General features: G+C 62.6%; 12 protein-coding genes. 4 read left to right on the top strand and 8 right to left on the bottom strand.

Annotated elements, in window-relative coordinates:
• Nucleotides 1-36 precede the first annotated feature (36 nt).
• Nucleotides 37-2,058 (top strand): hypothetical protein, encoded by a 2,022-nt coding sequence (locus tag BST47_RS16985; RefSeq protein ID WP_133056223.1) that lies wholly within the window; start codon nt 37-39, stop codon nt 2,056-2,058.
• A gap of 116 nt (nt 2,059-2,174) precedes the next feature.
• The gene (locus BST47_RS16980) at nt 2,175-3,005 is read left to right on the top strand and encodes a lysophospholipid acyltransferase family protein (RefSeq protein ID WP_083126701.1); all 831 of its coding nucleotides are present in this window, start codon (nt 2,175-2,177) and stop codon (nt 3,003-3,005) included.
• Here BST47_RS16980 and BST47_RS16975 read toward each other — a convergent pair.
• The 5 genes from BST47_RS16975 to BST47_RS16955 all read right to left on the bottom strand — a co-directional run bounded on the left by BST47_RS16975 (nt 2,990) and on the right by BST47_RS16955 (nt 7,587).
• Nucleotides 2,990-3,181 (bottom strand): hypothetical protein, encoded by a 192-nt coding sequence (locus BST47_RS16975; protein ID WP_083126700.1) that lies wholly within the window; start codon nt 3,179-3,181, stop codon nt 2,990-2,992. The genes BST47_RS16980 and BST47_RS16975 overlap by 16 nt on opposite strands.
• An 86-nt stretch (nt 3,182-3,267) precedes the next feature.
• Entirely contained in the window at nt 3,268-4,767 is a 1,500-nt protein-coding gene (locus tag BST47_RS16970) for a M28 family peptidase (protein ID WP_083126699.1), read from the bottom strand.
• Nucleotides 4,768-4,821: 54 nt separating this feature from the next.
• Complete coding sequence (locus BST47_RS16965) at nt 4,822-5,505, bottom strand: hypothetical protein (protein WP_083126698.1); 684 nt, start codon at nt 5,503-5,505, stop codon at nt 4,822-4,824.
• Nucleotides 5,506-5,613: 108 nt separating this feature from the next.
• Nucleotides 5,614-7,266: an acyl-CoA synthetase gene (locus tag BST47_RS16960; protein WP_083126697.1), complete on the bottom strand. Its 1,653-nt coding sequence runs from the start codon at nt 7,264-7,266 to the stop codon at nt 5,614-5,616.
• A gap of 90 nt (nt 7,267-7,356) precedes the next feature.
• Nucleotides 7,357-7,587: a hypothetical protein gene (locus BST47_RS16955; protein WP_083126696.1), complete on the bottom strand. Its 231-nt coding sequence runs from the start codon at nt 7,585-7,587 to the stop codon at nt 7,357-7,359.
• A 249-nt stretch (nt 7,588-7,836) separates the two neighbouring features.
• On the opposite strand from BST47_RS16955, the gene BST47_RS16950 reads away from it, so the two are divergent.
• Nucleotides 7,837-10,212 carry a putative bifunctional diguanylate cyclase/phosphodiesterase gene (locus BST47_RS16950; RefSeq protein WP_165799808.1) on the top strand — a complete coding sequence of 792 codons (2,376 nt, stop codon included), beginning with the start codon at nt 7,837-7,839 and terminating at the stop codon, nt 10,210-10,212.
• Nucleotides 10,213-10,225: 13 nt separating this feature from the next.
• Here BST47_RS16950 and BST47_RS16945 read toward each other — a convergent pair whose 3' ends face one another.
• The 3 genes from BST47_RS16945 to BST47_RS16935 all read right to left on the bottom strand — a co-directional run bounded on the left by BST47_RS16945 (nt 10,226) and on the right by BST47_RS16935 (nt 12,681).
• Nucleotides 10,226-10,873, bottom strand: coding sequence for a TetR/AcrR family transcriptional regulator (locus BST47_RS16945; RefSeq protein WP_083126694.1), 648 nt, complete (start codon nt 10,871-10,873; stop codon nt 10,226-10,228).
• Nucleotides 10,866-12,119 carry a cytochrome P450 gene (locus tag BST47_RS16940; RefSeq protein WP_083126693.1) on the bottom strand — a complete coding sequence of 418 codons (1,254 nt, stop codon included), beginning with the start codon at nt 12,117-12,119 and terminating at the stop codon, nt 10,866-10,868. Before BST47_RS16940 ends, BST47_RS16945 begins: the two co-directional genes overlap by 8 nt.
• Before the next feature lie 169 nt (nt 12,120-12,288).
• A complete protein-coding gene (locus BST47_RS16935) occupies nt 12,289-12,681 on the bottom strand; it encodes a hypothetical protein (protein WP_083126692.1) in 393 nt (130 codons plus the stop codon).
• Nucleotides 12,682-13,544: 863 nt separating this feature from the next.
• On the opposite strand from BST47_RS16935, the gene BST47_RS16930 reads away from it, so the two are divergent.
• Nucleotides 13,545-17,657 carry an NACHT domain-containing protein gene (locus BST47_RS16930; protein WP_133056221.1) on the top strand — a complete coding sequence of 1,371 codons (4,113 nt, stop codon included), beginning with the start codon at nt 13,545-13,547 and terminating at the stop codon, nt 17,655-17,657.
• The last annotated feature ends 252 nt before the right edge of the window (nt 17,658-17,909 follow it).

The raw sequence follows: 17,909 nt of genomic DNA, 5'->3' as shown, positions 1-17,909 counted from the left end.
TTTGCAGCGAAGCATCTGACGCGAGGAACACTGGCCATGGCTAAGCACAGATCGAAGCGGGCCTATCCGTTTGGCAAAAAAGCGTCGATGGTGGGTGGCGCCGCCGTTACTGCGACCGCGATGACACTGGGCGTCGCGACGCCAGCGTCCGCAGCATTGCTCGACACGCCTTCGCCAACTGACTCGATCCCGGAGATCCCGGGGATCAACGTCATTACGACCGGATCGCCATTCGGTCTGTTGAGCATCTTCGGCGACGACCCGTTCTGGGTCCCGGCACTGCCGTCGCGAATCGCCGACGCGATCAACGGCACGTCCTATCTCGCTGGTGGCGATTTGGACATCCCCGTCACGGTCCCCAACCCCGCGTACGACCCGAAATGCACAGACACCAGAATCTGTCCGCCGGAGACGATCACGGGCAGCCTTGACCTCGATCTGGTCAGCCTCCGCATTCCCGTGGTCCTCGCGTTCGGCCTCGGTGCGCTCGCCACCGGAATGGCCTATCCGCACGTCGAGGCAGACCTACCGAATCAACCGGGCGGGACGGGCCCCAACGCCGAGCCGGGATCGAGCGTCACGATCGTGCCCATGCTGCTCGTGCTGAACCCGGGTCGCAACGATGGTGGCGTTGCCGCACGGTTCGCGTTTCTATTCGAGAGGTTCGGAATCGACACCGCAACAAACGATTTCGATGTTCAAACAGACGGTGACGCAGTGTTGGTGCCCGTCAAGGTCGACGTCGGTTTGCAGAACGACCCGCTGTCCGACTTCGCGGCGTGGCCGAATCCAGTCACCCTGCTCAACAACGCGGCGGCGTTCGCCTTCCCGACCTATATCCTGCGCGGCTCCGATCTCGAAGGCGTCGGGCTGCAAACTCTGAATCCGTTGGTAGCCAATCTGGTCGGGAACTTCGGGTCCGCGATCATCGGCGAAGGTCTGACCGTCGATCTTCCCGGCGCACTGCCGAACATCGACCTGTCGAGGGAGGAATCCATCCTCACGCTCGACCCCGTTCTCACCAGCTTGCTGGGTGACACATTCCCGGGCATCGATATCGAAATCCCCAACGGCCCCGAGCTCGGCGATCAGTACGAGTCGCTCAACCAGTACTACACAATCGAGAACGGCGCGCAGCCCATGCTCGAGCCATTCCGTTACCCGACTGACCTTTTGAGCGTCCTCACCGGCCTGACCATCACCAACCCGTTCGCGGACGCCGTCGAGCCCGCGATCACCATGCTGGGAAATCTGGGGTACACCAACGTCGTTCAGTACGGCGACGATCCAACCGACTTCCGCGACGACTACCAGCGCGACTTCAGTGACAACTTCGGTGGCAACGGCGGCGAAGCGATGCCGTTCTTCAGCTTCCCGGAGAACATCCGGTGGGAATCAGTGCCTGCGGACGTCGCACGCGCCCTGGGCGGCGGAGTCCAGGACGCGTTCTTCTACGGTGGGATCCCAGGTCTCAACAATCCGCCATCGTCGCAGCGCGCAAATCCCGCGGCTCTGCTTGTCGATCTCCTCGAACAACTCATAGGGCCGATCAGCCTGAGCAGTCTCACCGATGTGAGTTCGTTGAACGACGCGGGCGATGTGCTTGTCGCGATCGACGCGGTCGGAGGGAGCGTCGGCCTACGCAATCTGGCTACCCCGCTCGCCGCGAACGCGCTGCCCGATCAGAACGCGGAAAAGTCGGCTGTCGACGCTGCCGAGGGGACAGCGCCGACCACGCCCCCACCGGCTGTCACCTCCGGGGATGATGCATCGGCCACCCCACCGGCGACCGCGGACATCCCGCGGACGCAGCGCCCACGCTTCAACATCTGGCGGGGCACCATGAACCCGTCGACCGGCAGTGGCGGATCCACCACAAGCGACGGATCGTCACGCACGAGCTCGATACGAGACGCGATCAGCGACACCCGGCAGCAGATCCGCAGCTCCGTTCGGTCCTTCGCCGGCGACGTCAGAGATGTCACGAGGGATATCGCCAAGGTGGCGACGGGCGGCAGGCCCGGCGGCGCCGCGGACAACACTGGGGACACGGAGTAGATGCACGAGCCCCACTGAGGAGCGCGCGAAGTTGCGCACCGCCATCCAAAGCGTGCGATACTCGCCGGATAGCTAACGACTGGCGGGCAACGCCACCTCAACTCAGTGGAGAAACCGTGCTCCAAGCCACGTCCGAGCAACTGGCTCCGCTGTCCCGCATGGAGCGCTTCGCCTTCCGCTTCGCGGACATCTTCAACCGTCGATTCGCACTGCTCGCGCGTTTCTGGAACCGAACGTTCATGGTGGTGGTGCTGCAAATTACGGCGGCGCGTCGTATCCGCGCGTATGGCCTCGAGCGCATCGCGGGCCTCAATGGTGCCGATCGACTGGTGATGGTGGCGAACCACCGGTCTTTCTTCGACTACTTCACCGTCATGCACATCATCTTCCAGTCGACTCAGCTGTCCAGTCGCATCCTGTTCCCGGTCCGGTCGGCGTTCTTCTACGACAATCCCGCCGGCGTCGCCGTCAACTTCCTGATGAGTGGCATGGCGATGTTTCCGCCTGTCCTGCGCGATCCCGCGAAGCGCACGTTCAACCAGTACGCCGTCGCGCGCATCGTCTCAGAACTCCAGGTGCCCGGCCGGCTGGTCGGCTTTCATCCCGAGGGCACGAGGCAACGTGGCGGCGATCCGTACCAGTTCCTGCCCGTGCGCCCCGGCGTCGGCGAGGTCATCCAACGCGCGGGGCCGGGAGTGAAGGTGTTGCCGATCTTCGTCCTCGGCATCGACAACGATCTGCTGCGAGAGACGTACCGGAATTGGTTCCGCCGCGACGAGTACCCCGTCGATGTCGTGTTCGGCGATCCCGTGGATGCTGCCGACCTACGCTGGGAGTCAGACGATCCCGAGGCACACCTCGCGATTGCGAACCGGTGCGCAGACATGGTCGCGGCGCTGGGCGAGTACCAGCGCACACACGGTCGAGCGGTCTATCGCCCGGCTTGACCAGCGCGAAGCACGGCGATCAACACACTGACTCCAACAGACAGCGCGAAGATCGCAAGTACCAGATGGCGCACTCCGTAGTCAGAGACGACGAACGCGACCAACTGAAGTACACCTGCGATGACGGCGATCGCCGCGAAGAGCACGGCAGCGATCCGCAACAACTTGGTCGACACCCACCAGCATATGCAATTAACAAACGACCGCCGCGAGTCCTTTCTCCGCGCAAGCTGTTTCCGGCGACTGTGCTCGCGGAGGTGGTCTACTCCTCCTCGGGCAAGGGGTGGCGGGTGCGGTCGTCGCGCGTCGGCACTCCGTTGCGCCCGCCTTCGTCTTGGGCGTACAGACCAACGGCATGGGCGATCACCCCGCCGCTGAGCGCCAGCACGTCACGGTCGATGTTCTCGATCGTGTCCTCGGCGGTGTGATAATTCGGGTCGCACTGCTGATCGGCGGTGCCGCCCCACAGTTCGACCTGCTCCGGCGTCTTGATCGTGTCGGAGCCGGTGTCGAAGTTCCCCGCCGGAATCCCCGCCAGCGTGAAGCCGTCGTAATCGCTGCGGCCGTCGAACGGCAGATCCTGCGGCGTCTTACCTGCGCGCTCGATGATGTCGTCCAGCGTGCGTTCTATCCCGGCTGAGCCTTCGGGGATCAGCTGGTCGTAGCCGAGCTCGAGGTCCGGCGGTAGGGACTGGTCGGCATCGGAGGTGAAGTAGCACGTGTTGGGTGAGGCCATCATGTCGAAGTTCAGGTACAGCGCAATGTCTTTCAGCGCTTCAACGTCTAGTGATCCGACATAGTCGTACGACCCGAACAGCCCTTGTTCCTCGCCTCCCCAGAACCCGAATCGCACCCCGTTCGCCACTTCCGGCGACGGGCCCATCTGCAGCGCCGTCTCCAGCACCGTGGCCACACCTGTTCCGTTGTCGTTGATGCCCGGGCCCGTTTTGACGCTGTCCAGGTGTGCGCCGACCATGACGACGTTGTCCGTGGCTCCGGTCTTGGTCTGGGCGATTACGTTGCGTGTCTTGATCTGCTCGACTTTGGCGTCGGCGACGGCGGTCGCCGTGCCGGTCTGGGATCGGAGTATGTCGCCGTCGGCTTTGTTCACGCTCAGCACCGGAATCATGATCTCGTCGCTCTCGTCCATGCCGCCGCTGAACTCCTTCTCTTCGACGTCGTTCGCGACGACGAGTGCGACGGCCCCACGCTCGGTCGCTACGCCGACCTTGTCGACCAGATCGCAGTCGCCCCTGTCCACCATCACGACCGCACCCGTGACGTCCAGGTCGTTGTAGTCCCTGGCTTCACATCCCAGGCGTCCGTCCCCAGAGACCACCACAAATCGTCCCGTAGCGCCCCCTGCAGGACTGGCGCCGCTGTATTCGATGGCGTGCGCCTCGAAAGGTTTGCCGTTGACGCTCAACGATTCCTCGTCTACGGAGAAGAGTCCCATCGTGAATTCGGGCGTCTCGACATCGAACCCCTTGTCGCGCAGCGTCTTAGCCACGTACTCGACGCTGGCATCATAACCGGGAGATCCGGCGACGCGGGTTCCGCCGTTGGCATCGGCGATGCTCTGGAGTTCTTGCAGATGCGCCATCGTGGCATCCAGGGTGACCTTCGACTGGAGATCTTGGGCGTACTCGGCCGCGTTACTCGCCGGCGCCACTTCCCCTTGACCGCGTCCGCAGCCACCGGCGCCAACCAGTGCCACGATTGCCGCCCCCGCTACGATCGCGCGCCGTCCAGTGTTGACCATGATCGAACAGTAGGGGCGAGAGGTGACCCACCGCAGTCGCTTCGACAGCTGGGGTCAGTCCTCGTTTGTCGGGGGTTGGATCCGGCCCACCCCGAGCAACGCGACAGCGGCACCGAAATACCACACCGTCGTGGCGAACCCGGGCAACCAAACGACAACGTTGCCCACGACCGAGAGCGCACCGTAGGGCACGAAGACACAAAGTGTCCCAGCGAAATTCATCACCGCCGCCACGATCGCCAGCCAGGCCGTCCACCGCGGGAGGCCGGCACCGCGGAACACGCAAAGCCCGTATGCCAACGCCGCGGACGCAACGATGAACCCGCACAACAAATATTGGGCGAGGACGAAGTCGAATCCGACAACGCGCACCGCCTCGGGTGTCAACCGCGATGCGGCCTTCGCCATGACGATCTGTATTGCCATCGCCACCAGTGACAGTCCCGCCGCCACCGCGGTACCTACGAAGAACACATCGCCGAGCTTCCTGCCGCCTGGCACAGCGCGCAGAACGCCGCGCAACGTGACCGCGAACCACAGCAGGAGGGCAGCGCCAAGGGCAATCAACCACCCCTGTGCTGTCAGCGAGGCGTGCTTCTCGACGAAAAACTCCCGAACTTCCTCGGAACTGGCTGCAGGCGGCGGGTGGAATCCGGTGAGAACCATGGCGATAGCTGCGGCCACGACATACCCGATGCCGGCGATACCGCCGAGCTGATACCACCGGCCAGTCGTCATCGATTACCCCCACGGTAATGAATCGATTCCCGCACACTACGACGCAATCTTGGCGCCGTGGCGCAGTATTCGCAGAAAGGCAGCAGCTGGCCTTCTGCACGGGCGAGGTCAGGCCTCGATATCCATCTCGACCAACACCCTGCGCAGCAGCTTTCCGGTGGCGTTTCGGGGAAGCTCGTCGATGAAGACCACATCGCGGGGAACCTTGTGCCGCGCGAGGTTGTCCTTCACGTACTGCTTGACCTCCGTGCCGTCCAGCTCGGCGCCGGGCTCGGAAACAACGAAGGCGCGCAACCGCTTTCCGAACTCGACGTCATCGACCCCGACCACGGCCACCTCAGCGATGTCGTCGCGCCCTTCCAGCAGATTCTCGACTTCCTGCGGGAAGACGTTCTCACCACCGGACACGATCATGTCGTCGTCGCGGCCGTCGACGAACAGCAGTCCGCTCTCGGTGAAATGGCCCATGTCGCCGCTCGACATGTAACCGTCGAGGATCTGCTTGTTGCGACCGTCGGTGTATCCGGAGAACGGTGCACCGTTGCGGATGAAGATCCGGCCGCGGCGATTCGCACCCTCGACCCGTTGGTCGCGCTCGTCGTACAGCACCACCTCGCAGGTCACCGGAGCGCGGCCCGCGGTGCCGGGCGCCGCGCGCAGCTCGGCGGGGGTCGCGACGGTGGCGATGGCACATTCGGTGGAGCCGTACATGTTGTACAGCACGTCGCCGAAGGTGTCCTGGACACGGTTGGACAGGTCGGGGCTCAACGCCGACCCGGCGATCAGGATCACCTTCAACGACGACGTGTCGTACTTGGCGATGACGTCGGGTGGGAGCTCGACCATCCGGTGCAGCATCGTCGGGACCGCGACGAGCATGTCGGCCTGGTGGTCGGCGATGAGCTTCAACGTGTGCTCCGCCTTGAAGCGTCGGGCTGTCACGACTTTGTTGCCCAAGGCTGCGCCGACGGTGTAGGTGGCCCACCCGGTGCTGTGGAAGATGGGCGACACGATGACCATGGTTCCCTTGCGCGGAAACGGGATTCGGTCGACGATCTGCGCGGTGGCGAGCGGGGAGACCGCCTCTCGGGGCGCACCCTTGGGAAGGCCGGTCGTCCCGCTGGTGAGGATCACCGACCCGCCCGCCTTACTCGGCGGGGGCAGCGGGGCCGTGGAGTTCGTCGCGATGATGTCGTCGAGGATCTGCGCCCCGGCAGGCACGTCTGCACCGTCGTCCACCCACGTCAGCACGCGCGGCAGATCGGGGGGAAGCGCGTCGAGCAGACCGAGGAACTCACTGTCGTGCAGCACGACCGTCACATGTTCGCGTTCGCACACCTCGGCGAATTGGGGCTTGGCGAAACCGGTGTTCATCAACACCATCCGGGCGCCGACCTTGCCGCACGCGGCCATGGTGATGACGAGTCCTCGGTGGTCGCGGCACAGCACGCCGACGACAGAGCCCGCGGAGACGCCGAGTTTCTGCAAGCCATGCGCCAGGGCCCAGGACTGGTCGTCGACCTGCTTATAGGTCAGCGTCCCGCGCTCGTCGACGACCGCCGGCAGATCCGCGTACTTGCGTCCACCCTGGATCGCCATCGTGGCCTGCGGGCCGTAGACGCGCGCGAGCTTGGCGGTCGTGGCGCCGCCACGAAGGTCCTTGAGGTCGATGATTCCGGTGTCGATGAGCCGTTTGGCCGCCCTTCCCGCTTCGGACGCGTGCTGCAACTTCTGCCGAATGCCGGTCAGCACATCAGCCATCGGGCCTCCTCATCACGTGTTTTGCGAGCACAGTAGCAGTCACAAGTTAATGTCGAATCTGTACCTGGACCGCAAACCGCCGGCGCCGAGTCAGAGGTGCGGCACGCTCTCACGTCCGGCGACCAGGCCCATCGACTCCGCGTTGGCGATGACACGCTCCCAACCGATGACGGCGGCGCCGATGACAGCGACCGCGGTCGCGACGGCGGCTATTGAAGCCACCGAATGCACCATCTCGTTACTGATGAGGAGGACGCCGGTCAATATGGCGCCGAAAGCTACGGCGAGTGCCGTGCGCCGCACTGCCATCGAGTTGGTCATAGGACCACTGTGCGTTCGCCACCTGAGTAAATCCGAAGCGTTTTGTAGGGAAATGCTCTGAAACTTTCCAGGTTGGCCGCCCGTGCCGCCCTCGACGCCGACGACACCGCGACCGACACCGCCGCGCGAATTGAGCTAACTGCGGCCGCACGAAACCAACCCATCAGCGCAATTCTGGCAAATACGGTTCAGCAGTGTGATTGGCTGGCCGTTGCTATGGTTGGCCAGTCCCGCAACCTGGGGGTTCACGTGGAGCGACCGAGAGTTCGGCTGATCGCGTGGATTGGCGCGATCTACCTTCTCGGTTACGCGTCGTGGCTAATGTTCGGGTGGGGTGGCCCAGGCGTGGTCACCGTTGTCAGCGATGTGGGCTCTCTGGTGGCCGAGGCCCTGGCCGTCGCCTGCGTCATGCTGGCCATCGCGTCCACCTCGGGCCGGCAGCGCATCGCATGGATAGCGCTGGCAGCTGCGTTGGCCAGCTGGTTTTTCGGTGACGCGATCTGGACGGTCTATGAGTTGGGCCTCGACGCGGAGGTGCCGTTCCCGTCGCTGGCTGACCTGGGCTATCTGTCGTTTTACGTCTGCACGCTCTTTGTGCTGGTGGTGTTGCCGACCGGCAACACCGGCGTCACGGTAGCCCGCTTGTTCCTCGACGGGCTCCTATTGGCGGTGTCGTTCTTCGCGCTGGCGTGGGTGTCGGGTCTGGACGACGTCGTGGCGGCGGGCGGAACCGATCCGTTGTCGTTCGCGCTGTCGCTGTTCTACCCGCTGGCTGACGCCGCGTTGTTCACGATGGCGGCGCTCATGGTGTCGCGGGCCGGGCCGGACCAGCGGGTCACGATCAGTCTGCTGGCTGCCGGCATCGCGGTGGTGGCCATCGCCGACAGCGTGTACGTGTACCTCAGCATCGACGGCACGTACCTGAGCGGGAACTACATCGACATCCTGTGGACGGCCGGGGTGATGCTGATGGCCGTGGCCGCGCTGGTGGCGGCTCGGGCGCGGTGGCATGTCGTGGATTCACACGACACAACGCGGGTGGCGGTGTGGGTGCCGTACGTGCCGCTGCTGGTCGCGGTCATCCCCAGCGTGTGGTACGTGTTCGGCGGCAAGGACACCGGCCCGGTATTGGCCGCGCTGCTGCTGTTGACGGCGACAGTCTTGGTGCGGCAGGTGCTGTTCGTGGCCGAAAATCGGCGGCTCTTGGACACAGTCACCGATCAGGCACTGCGCGACCCACTGACGTCGTTGGCGAACCGAGTGCTGTTCGGAGATCGACTGGCGCACGCGGTGGCCATGCACGCCCGCGACGGTCGCGACGTTGCCGTGCTGTCACTGGATCTGGACGACTTCAAACTCATCAACGACAGCCTGGGTCATCCCGTAGGCGACGCAGTGTTGATCGAGGCCGCGGAGCGTCTGCAGCGCAGCGTGCGTACCGGCGACACGGTGGCGCGACTCGGCGGCGACCAGTTCGCGGTACTGCTCGAAGGTGGCGTCGAGCCGGCCGTGACTGCGGCCGAACGCATCCTGGAGGCATTCGACACCGAATTCTCGGTCGAAGAACAGTCGATCGACGTGCGGCCGAGCGCAGGACTGGCGGAGCTGAACCGGACCGTCACGACAGGCTTGACGTCAGAGGAGCTGCTCAAGCGGGCCAACGTGGCGCTGTATTCGGCCAAGCGCACCCGCACCGGTGGAATCGCGACGTTCAACGAGGACATGAAGCTGGTCGACACCGACGAGGTTGAGCCGCTGTGCAGCTCCGGCGCTCACGACGCACGGGTGGGCGGCATGCGGCTGTTGAGCGAATTGCGCACTGCCATAAGCGAGGGTGCGCTGTCCACCGAGTACCAGCCGAAGTACCACATGGCCACCGGGCGGATCATCGGAGTGGAGGCTTTGGTGCGCTGGCCACATCCACGGTTGGGCACGCTGCTGCCGGACCAGTTCCTCCCTATCGCACGACAGAACGGGTTGATGGGAGCACTGACCGAGCTGGTACTGCACCGAGCGGCCGACGACGCCGTCGCATGGCACGCCATGGGATTCCCAATTCCGTTCGCCATCAACCTTTTTCCGCCGTCGCTGAACGACCTCAGCCTGGCGTCGACGGTCGCTGGGGTGATGGTCGACCACCATCTTCCCTTCGATCACGTAATCGTGGAGATCACCGAGGACCTTGTGCTGAGCGATCCCGAGCGCGCGCGTGAGGTCCTGATCCGGTTGCATGAATTCGGCATTCGAGTCGCCCTCGATGACTTCGGAAGTGGCTATTCAGCTTTGAACTACCTGATCCAGTTGCCCATCGACGAGCTCAAACTCGACAAGAACCTGGTCGCACCGATCGCGGAGGATCCGCCCGCGGCGATCATCGTGCGCAAAGTCATCGAGTTGACAAGGGAACTGGGCATGGTGTGCGTGGCCGAGGGCGTCGAGAACTCGGCAACCGCGGACCTGCTCATCAGCTACGGCTGCGAGGTCGCACAGGGCTACTACTACAGCCCGCCCGTGACGGCCGACGCGTTGCAACGCATGTTGTCGGCGCAGCGCACGCCGATAGCCGAGCGGACGGCAACTCTGGCCGCGCACGCACAATTGGACGAGCCTTTGGCATCGCCGTGACTGCTCGGGTTGCCTAGTTGGCCACGGGTGCGTGGGAGCTATCGGAGATTTCCAGCGACGTCATCCGTGGATAGAGGATCGCTGGGCCGAGCCACCGTGCAACAAAGCGGCGTAGTGCGTCTCCGTCGCGCTGCCGCTGCCCGGGATCGGTCAACAGGGACTGCACGGTACGCAAGGTCATCTCGGCAAGATCACGGAGCGCGGCGGTGTCGAAACCGTGCAGCGTCCAGTCAACGTCCAGGCGCTGAAACACGGACAAGCAGAACGCGATTGCGGTGTCGGAGGTCAGCGAGGTGACGGCTTCACCCTCATCTCGCCGGGTCAGCAGCCTTTCCAGCTGCGGATCACCGGAGAGGTTCTCGACTCCGAATGAAATGGCCTCGACCACTGCAGTGACCGGGTCGTTGACGCCGCTGACATGGTCTGCGACTTGGTCGATGAATCCGTTGACGGCACGCATCGCGCTAGCGATGAGAAGTGCGTCGGCGTTGGGAAAATAGCGGTACACCGTCTGGCGAGTGACTCCCAGCCTCCGGGCGACGTCGGCAAGGCGTATCGCCGCTCCGTGTTCGGCGACCTCTTCGTCTACCGCACTCAGAATGCGCGAAATCGCTTCCTCGTCCGAGGAGGGCGTCGAACCCGCCCAGCCACGACTACGCATCCGTCGTCACCAGCCTTTCGGCCTCGAATTCGATCGGAAGAGTTGTCGGACCGGTCATGCCGAGAAGGGATTTCCACGGGGCAGGGCCCGCGCGATGGGGTGCAGGGAGGCGGCGGGTGAGGACTACGAGTGCTTCCGCCAGTTCCCGGCGTGCGAGGTTCGCCCCCAGGCAGTAGTGCGCTCCACCGCCGAAGGTCAGAATCGGCGGAACGTCCTTGCGTGCGATGTCGAAGCGGTCAGCATCGTGGTAGATCGCTGGATCTCGGTTGGCTGCAAAGGTGTTCGCGAAGACGAAGGTTCCTGCCGGGAACAGGTAACCACCGAACTCGACATCATCGACGGCGGCACGCGGCACGATGCAGGCGGCCGGTGAGTGGCGCATGCTCTCCTCGACCGCCTGCATCGCAAGTTCGGGGCGTTCGCGCAGCTTCACCCATTGGTCCGGATGCTCGCAGAGCACCTGGATCGACGCCGCCAATTGGTTTCGCGTCGTATCCGTTCCCGCCATCAGGAAGCCGGCCACCAGCATGCGGAGTTCGTCGAGATTCAGTCGGTCGCCGTCGCTTTCGGCGCGAATGAGCTCCGAAAGCAGATCGTCGGTCAGGTGGTCTCGACGGTCTGCGACCATGCCGTCGACATAGGCGTCGAGCTCGCTCCATGCGCGCATGATCGCGGCCTCATCGAAGTTGGCATCCGGCTGAAAGTTGAGGGCTTTGAAGACCTCCTCAGTCCAGTCCGCGAACAACTGCCAATCCTCGCGAGGCGCACCGAGCAGTGCACACATGATCGGTGTGGGGTAAGGACGCGCGATGTCGGTCACGACGTCGCACCGCCCGGCGTCGGCTACCTGGTCGATCAGACCGTTGACCACCTCGTGGATCGTGTCTTGGAGACGCGACGTCGCGCGGGGCGTGAAGGCCCTCGAAACCAGTTTGCGCAATCGCACATGCGGCGCACCGTCGAGGCCCAGCAGACTGGTCGCCATCTTGTCGTACAGCGGACCGGACGTGATGCCCTGCGCCGCCAGGGTGATGCCGGGCGGCAAGCGGAATCTGTTGTCGCGCAATATCTCGCGGGCAAGTTCGTAGGAAAGGATCTCCGGGCCGAGGGGGCCGATGGCGATAGGCGCCCGCGATTGCGCAACTCGGACATCGTCGAGGATGTCGTGCGGAGTGGCGTTGAGGCCGTACTCGAACGTGGGGAGACCAGCCTCAAAGACGTTGGGAGTGGCGCTATGCGCGTTCATCGATTTTCAACTTCCGCTGGTGGCTGGACAGACGATGGACATTGATGTCCAAAGTGTATGACCAAAGCCCCAAGCTGGTCAACGCGTCGACACATATTCCCATTTCAGGCGACGCGTCGGTCGCTTTGGTCATACGCCTTGTGCGCTAGCGTCTGCGACGAAGCCGAATTCACACCTTCGGCACCAGGACAGGATTCTGCACCGGCGGCGGTGGCGGAGCAGACGACGGCGCAAGGTCCGGATTCGACACTTGCGGCGGCGTCGGTATCACCGGTTTGGACTCGTGGAGCGTGTTGATCCACTCGCCGTCGACGTAGACGTCGATTTCTGTCCCGTGGGAATACTTAATTACACATTCCGAGACTCGGCCCTTTGGACTTGAAGTAGTTGTGTACCTACCACCCGCTTCCTTGCACCCTGCCTTGATTTCCGCCTCAGTCTGCGGCTCGGCGCTGGCCATGCCGGCTGACGCGAGCGCGATACCGAGACCGATGCCGGCGGCGGCGATGGCTCGGGCGGTGCGTCCGAGCCGTTGGGTTGCAGTGCGATTCTCGTTCTTCATTCTCTGCTCCTCTTGCTTCCTTTGGCGGCTAGGTGCCGCTTCACAAGAGGAATTCTTCTGATCACGCAGCGCGCGCGTAATCGCCGGAAGGCCAGGTTCCGCTCCCGAACAGGAAGGCTTTCCTATTCGTCGGGTAAGCAATGCGGCAGATGGCGATGCTTACGTCCGCCAAGGCGCGGAGGGCGTGCACCGGTTGGACGCGAACGCATGTGCGCGCAACAGAGAGCGCGGGTCCGCGCCACACGCCGGGCCACCGTCGAAGGGCAACATTCGGACCGGCAGGCTAGCGCACACTTCCCGTTAACGATGCTTATCCAGTGCCCCCAGTCGGACTCGAACCGTCTCACCAGTCCTGGTCGGAGGTTGAAATCGAGCGTGACCTGCGCGACGACTACACGGGCCATCACGGCACATATCGGAAACTGTGGCCAAGTTGTGGCCACGACAGGGCCACGACTAGCGCTTCTCGTTATCTTCTCCGTCGCCTAGGCCCGCTAACAGGACATCAGCCCACGACGTGACATCCGCCAGTCCCCTGGGGGGATGCCCCCATGGCGTCTTCGGCGCTGGCGCGGATGAACGCGGCGCTCTCCGTAGGCTCGGAACGCCAATTTCGTTTACACCGTTCTCGCGGCGCTTGTGCAGGGCCGATCCGCGGGGCTCGAGGGGATAGCGCGCCCATAACAACAAATTACATGCCACTGCCGCGGATACTAAAGGATCGCGGAGGGACCTCGCGCCAGGGCCGGTTCGCTTCACAGCGCGGGACTCGTCGAGAGCATTTCGACGCGCGAAAGCCCGGCTCACCTTCGTCGCGTGGGTTGGGTAGCTGGCTGGCTCGTTCAGATGGAGTGTTGCACTATATGGCTGACATTGAGCGGTTCTGGTACTTGCGAGGTAACCAGTTCTACCTTGATAGTGACGGCTTCCTCGCAGATCCGGATGACCTAATCCTAGGACGGATCAGCGGTAATCCCGACGCTATCCCGACGTCAGAGTTACGGGACTCACGCGCTCTCGTGATGCTCGGAGAGATGGGTACTGGCAAGTCGAAAGTCCTTGAATTGCCGGATCGTCTGGTCCCGCCCGGTGTCGAAGTACTCGCGATCGATCTAGCGCCGTATGGCTCCGAAGATCGTCTTGTCAACGAAGTTCTACGGCATCCGTCCATCGAGAGGTGGAAAGCAAACTCCACTGAGCTGGCGCTCGTGCTAGACGGCTTCGATGAGGCTCAAGAACGGATCCCGCAGTTAGGTCAAATTGTCGCTAATGCAATCCGCAGTTGGCCAACCAACCGCATGATCATACGGATCGCCTGCCGGAGTTTGGTCTGGTCGCATGTACTCGAAGGCATGCTCGAAGCTTCTTTTGACGATTTGAGAGTGGTGGGGTTGCTGCCCCTTCGGCGCGAGGATGCGCGTGCGATTGCGGCGGAGCTGTGCGATGATCCCGACTCCTTCTTGCAGGAGGTGGACGGCGCAAGGGCCTCCGCCTTCGCATCGCGTCCACAAACGCTTCGCATGCTGGCAAGGTCATTCCAGAGAGACGGTACGTTGCCGGAACGTGCGGCGGAGTTATATGACCGAGGTATGCGGTCGCTTGCGGAAGAGACCAACGAAGGCCGCCTCGAGTCTGGACTTGCTGGTTCGCTCACCATCGACGAGCGGATTGCTGTAGCGCGCAGAATTGCCGCAGGGCTCACATTCGGCCGGTCGGCTGCTGTTTGGACTGGCCGACAAGACCAGGTTGGGTCAGGTGATTTGCTGATTACCGAAATCGCCGAAGGAACAGAGCCGACGCTTAGCGGTTCCGTCGCTGTTACCGAAGATGCCGTTAGAGATATTCTCTCGACTGGGCTATTTGCCTCGATGGGACCCCGTCGGCTCGGCTTCGCCCATGCATCCTTCGCCGAATATCTAACCGCCGCATGGATTGTCGCCAACGGCTTGAGCGACAATAAAGTTCGGGCCCTGCTAGTCGGCCCGGATGGCCGAGCGCGGCCGCAGCTACGCGTAACCGCAGCATGGCTTGTCGCAATCGCCCCCGGCCGATTCGGCTGGCTCACCGCCGTAGATCCTGAATGCTTCTTAGGCCAAGTGGATCTGCCAACGGATGAGCTTCGTGCTGCGGTGATCGACGGCCTGTTCATGGACGCAGACCGCAGACAGTGGGGCTTTAGCGAGCGATTGGACGGACTAAACCATTCAGCAATCGCTGATCAGATCAGGCCGAAACTCGCCGGCGGTTCTCCCGATCAGCGACGTCTCGCCGTGAAACTCGCACGCGATTGCAAGATCGTCGAACTTCTTCCGGAACTTACCGGTCTCGCTCTAGATCCAGCACAAGACGATGGACTGCGAACGAGAGCCGGTTACGCTGCGATCTCAATCGGTTCCGGCGCGCCGTTCACCGACCTTGTACCGTTGGTGCGGGACGACTCTGTGCGCGGTGCAGATGTAACGGATGAGCTCCTCGCGGTGGGCCTTGCAGCCTCCTGGCCGCACGCGATTGAGACTGCTGAGGTCTTCTCAATGCTCGGGACGCCGAAGCAGAGAAACTTCTATGGCGGGTATCTCCGATTTGTAGGAGAATTTGCCAAAGGACTACAGCACCAAGATCTTCCAGTGGCGATCTACTGGTTGGAAGCGCATCTTGAGGAGATCGATTCGGGTGATTTCGAGGAGTTGGCTAACGCCATAATCGGGCTCGTAGCCGCCGCGGACATTGATGACGACATAGGCGCGGTGCTGGTCCGTATAGCCACCGCGCGGGCCGAGAATTACGAGGGACTCATGTTCCATCGCCGTTCCAGGCAGCGTGCCAGCGAGCTCTTGATGCCGGAGTCACGCCATAAACTTGTGAACGCCATCATCGATCGCACCACCGATGACACTGTCGTGCTTTATCTCTCGGATAGACCTGCTAGTGGGTCTGGGTTGCTGACAGCGGATGACTTGAATTGGATCATTGCGGAAGCAGCCACCGCGTCCGGGCGCCGACTGGATGCACTTAACCGAGTATTCGACCTGACCTTTGCTGCAGACCGCCGCGATCACGTGGATCTGTTTCTGGACCTCGACGACGAGCACCCGATCCGCCTATCCCGTCAAGATTGGGTGCAGGTCGAACTTGAATCCGACACAGCCGCACAGATGAGGCGCATGCACGAGCTCATTAATGCGCACCGGCGACAACACGCGCCTCAGCCTGAAGACGACGATGAAAGCGTTGCCGAACTTCTTGAGAGGATTGAGAACGGCGATCATCAGGCATTCATCGAGTTGGGTCGAACTCTCGCGATGCGGGAACCGACGCAGGAGCCGAAGGTCGACCTCACCACAATGCCTGGATGGCTCGTGCTGGATCCGGCCGACAGAGAGCGCGTCACTTCTGCAGCTCAAACTTACTTGAGCACCAGACTTTGTGAGCCCGACGCCTGGTTGGATGATACTTCGATCTTGCACTTCGCAGCTTACGCTGGATACAGAGCGCTCACGCTGCTACTTCGCACCAGGCCAACGGCTTTGGACGAGTTATCGCCCGAGAACTGGACAGAATGGGCGCCTATCATTGCAGCCATAAAACGCACAATCGACGGGCCGCTGTGGGAGGACAAGGCTGAGCTGCTCAAGCGTGCTGATGCGCATGCACACCCAGTGCTTGTGGAGGCGTTAACGCGTAGTATTCGCGCAGCCGCGGCTGCCGGCCTTCATTTGTTTTGGATGGATGAGGTCGACTTCTTGTTTGATGACGATCTTCTGGACCTGGCGCTCGACGTCATCAATAGCACTCCGGGCCCACTCGCTAGCGGGCTGCTGGCAGTCTTGACCCGCAAACGTCCCGAGGCAGCATTTCCATTACTCCGATCACAGTTCGCCGCACGAGATCCGAGCCGTCGAGCTGACCGGATCGCAGCCGGAACCTTGCTGGTTGATCACGATCTAGTGGGCTCATGGGACTTGCTACAGTCCGAGTTTGATCAAGATCACCCTTTGGCTCTCGAAGTGCTCGGCAATGCGACGACCGTGCGATACCGGCAATCCGATAACTTGTTGCCAGAGAACGTGATAGCTGACATCTATCTATGGATGCGGCAGGCATTTGATCCAGACGACGACCCGCCGCAGCCCGCAGGTGTCCACGTTGTTTCGCCGCGTGAAGAGATTGGGCTTTGGCGCGATCACTTGCTCGCAACGTTGCGCGACAGGGGAACGGCCGCTGCGATAGATGCACTTGCTAGCGTCGCCAACGCTCTGCCAACGGACGCGTCGCTACTGCAGATTCAAGCGACGGCAATGACGGTCTTCTCTCAAAAAGCTTGGGAAAGCTACAGCATTCGTGATCTCGTGCTGCTTGCTCAACAGGGATGGTCCGCCCTGGTCAACACCGAGGCCGATCTGCAGACAGTGGTCGTTGACGCGTTCGCGGAGGTCCAAAGGGAGCTGACAGGGGCGAATCCACAATCGCATTTGCTTTGGGACACCCACTCACGTCGGCCCAAGTCCGAGGATGAAATCTCCGATCACATCCGCAACCGGCTTGTGGAGTTAACAGGGGGCAACAGACTTGTGGTTAATCGCGAGGTTCAGGTGCGCCGTAACCGGCCAAGCGGCGCCGCTGAGCGAGCCGACGTGCAGGTCGACGCCGCGACCGACAAACCCGGACCATTCGCCACCATATCGTTGCCGATCGAGGTCAAGGGCGCCTGGCACCGTGACCTTTTAACCGCGATGGAATCACAGCTTGTGGCAATGTACATGGAGGATCTGCACGTAGCGCACGGCTGTTACGTCGTGTTGTGGCCCGACGTAGAATCCTGGGACGGCAGTGACTCGAGGCGTCGTGTTGTCGCATCGCTCGACCGTGATGAGGTGATCGAAACCTTGGCCGCCCAAGCCCAACGGCTGCGGGACCAAGGATTCTTTGTGGAGGTTGTGCATCTTGGTATCGAGTACGGACGCCCGAAGGGTTCGTGAAGGCGGCGAATCGCTTCAAAACCGTTGCGCATTATTACATCTCGCGGCCGATGACTTTCGGCGCGAGTTCGTAAGCATAAACTCTGCCGTGGCAAGCAGTTCGTGGGTGGCGTAGACGGCGCGTAAACCCCCAGCGGCTGATGATCTCGGGATAAGCGGATCGTTCATCGCGTCACCTTCCGCGTCAAGGTGCAGTCGGCGCGGTGCACTCGTCGCCCCTAGCCACTCCCGCGGAAGCCTCGCCCAGCTCAG

This window comes from Mycolicibacterium tusciae, from assembly GCF_002086795.1.
Classification (GTDB): domain Bacteria; phylum Actinomycetota; class Actinomycetes; order Mycobacteriales; family Mycobacteriaceae; genus Mycobacterium; species Mycobacterium tusciae.
Note: the sequence above shows the minus strand (reverse complement) of the source record. Positions and strands in the feature narration are given on the sequence as shown.

Excerpts from the sequence above, each read along its gene's own strand:
- BST47_RS16985 (WP_133056223.1), top strand. The coding sequence starts at position 37 with ATGGCTAAGCACAGATCGAAGCGGGCCTATCCGTTTGGCAAAAAAGCG.
- BST47_RS16970 (WP_083126699.1), bottom strand. The coding sequence starts at position 4,767 with ATGGTCAACACTGGACGGCGCGCGATCGTAGCGGGGGCGGCAATCGTG.
- BST47_RS16965 (WP_083126698.1), bottom strand. The coding sequence starts at position 5,505 with ATGACGACTGGCCGGTGGTATCAGCTCGGCGGTATCGCCGGCATCGGG.
- BST47_RS16960 (WP_083126697.1), bottom strand. The coding sequence starts at position 7,266 with ATGGCTGATGTGCTGACCGGCATTCGGCAGAAGTTGCAGCACGCGTCC.
- BST47_RS16955 (WP_083126696.1), bottom strand. The coding sequence starts at position 7,587 with ATGACCAACTCGATGGCAGTGCGGCGCACGGCACTCGCCGTAGCTTTC.
- BST47_RS16945 (WP_083126694.1), bottom strand. The coding sequence starts at position 10,873 with ATGCGTAGTCGTGGCTGGGCGGGTTCGACGCCCTCCTCGGACGAGGAA.
- BST47_RS16940 (WP_083126693.1), bottom strand. The coding sequence starts at position 12,119 with ATGAACGCGCATAGCGCCACTCCCAACGTCTTTGAGGCTGGTCTCCCC.
- BST47_RS16935 (WP_083126692.1), bottom strand. The coding sequence starts at position 12,681 with ATGAAGAACGAGAATCGCACTGCAACCCAACGGCTCGGACGCACCGCC.
- BST47_RS16930 (WP_133056221.1), top strand. The coding sequence starts at position 13,545 with ATGGCTGACATTGAGCGGTTCTGGTACTTGCGAGGTAACCAGTTCTAC.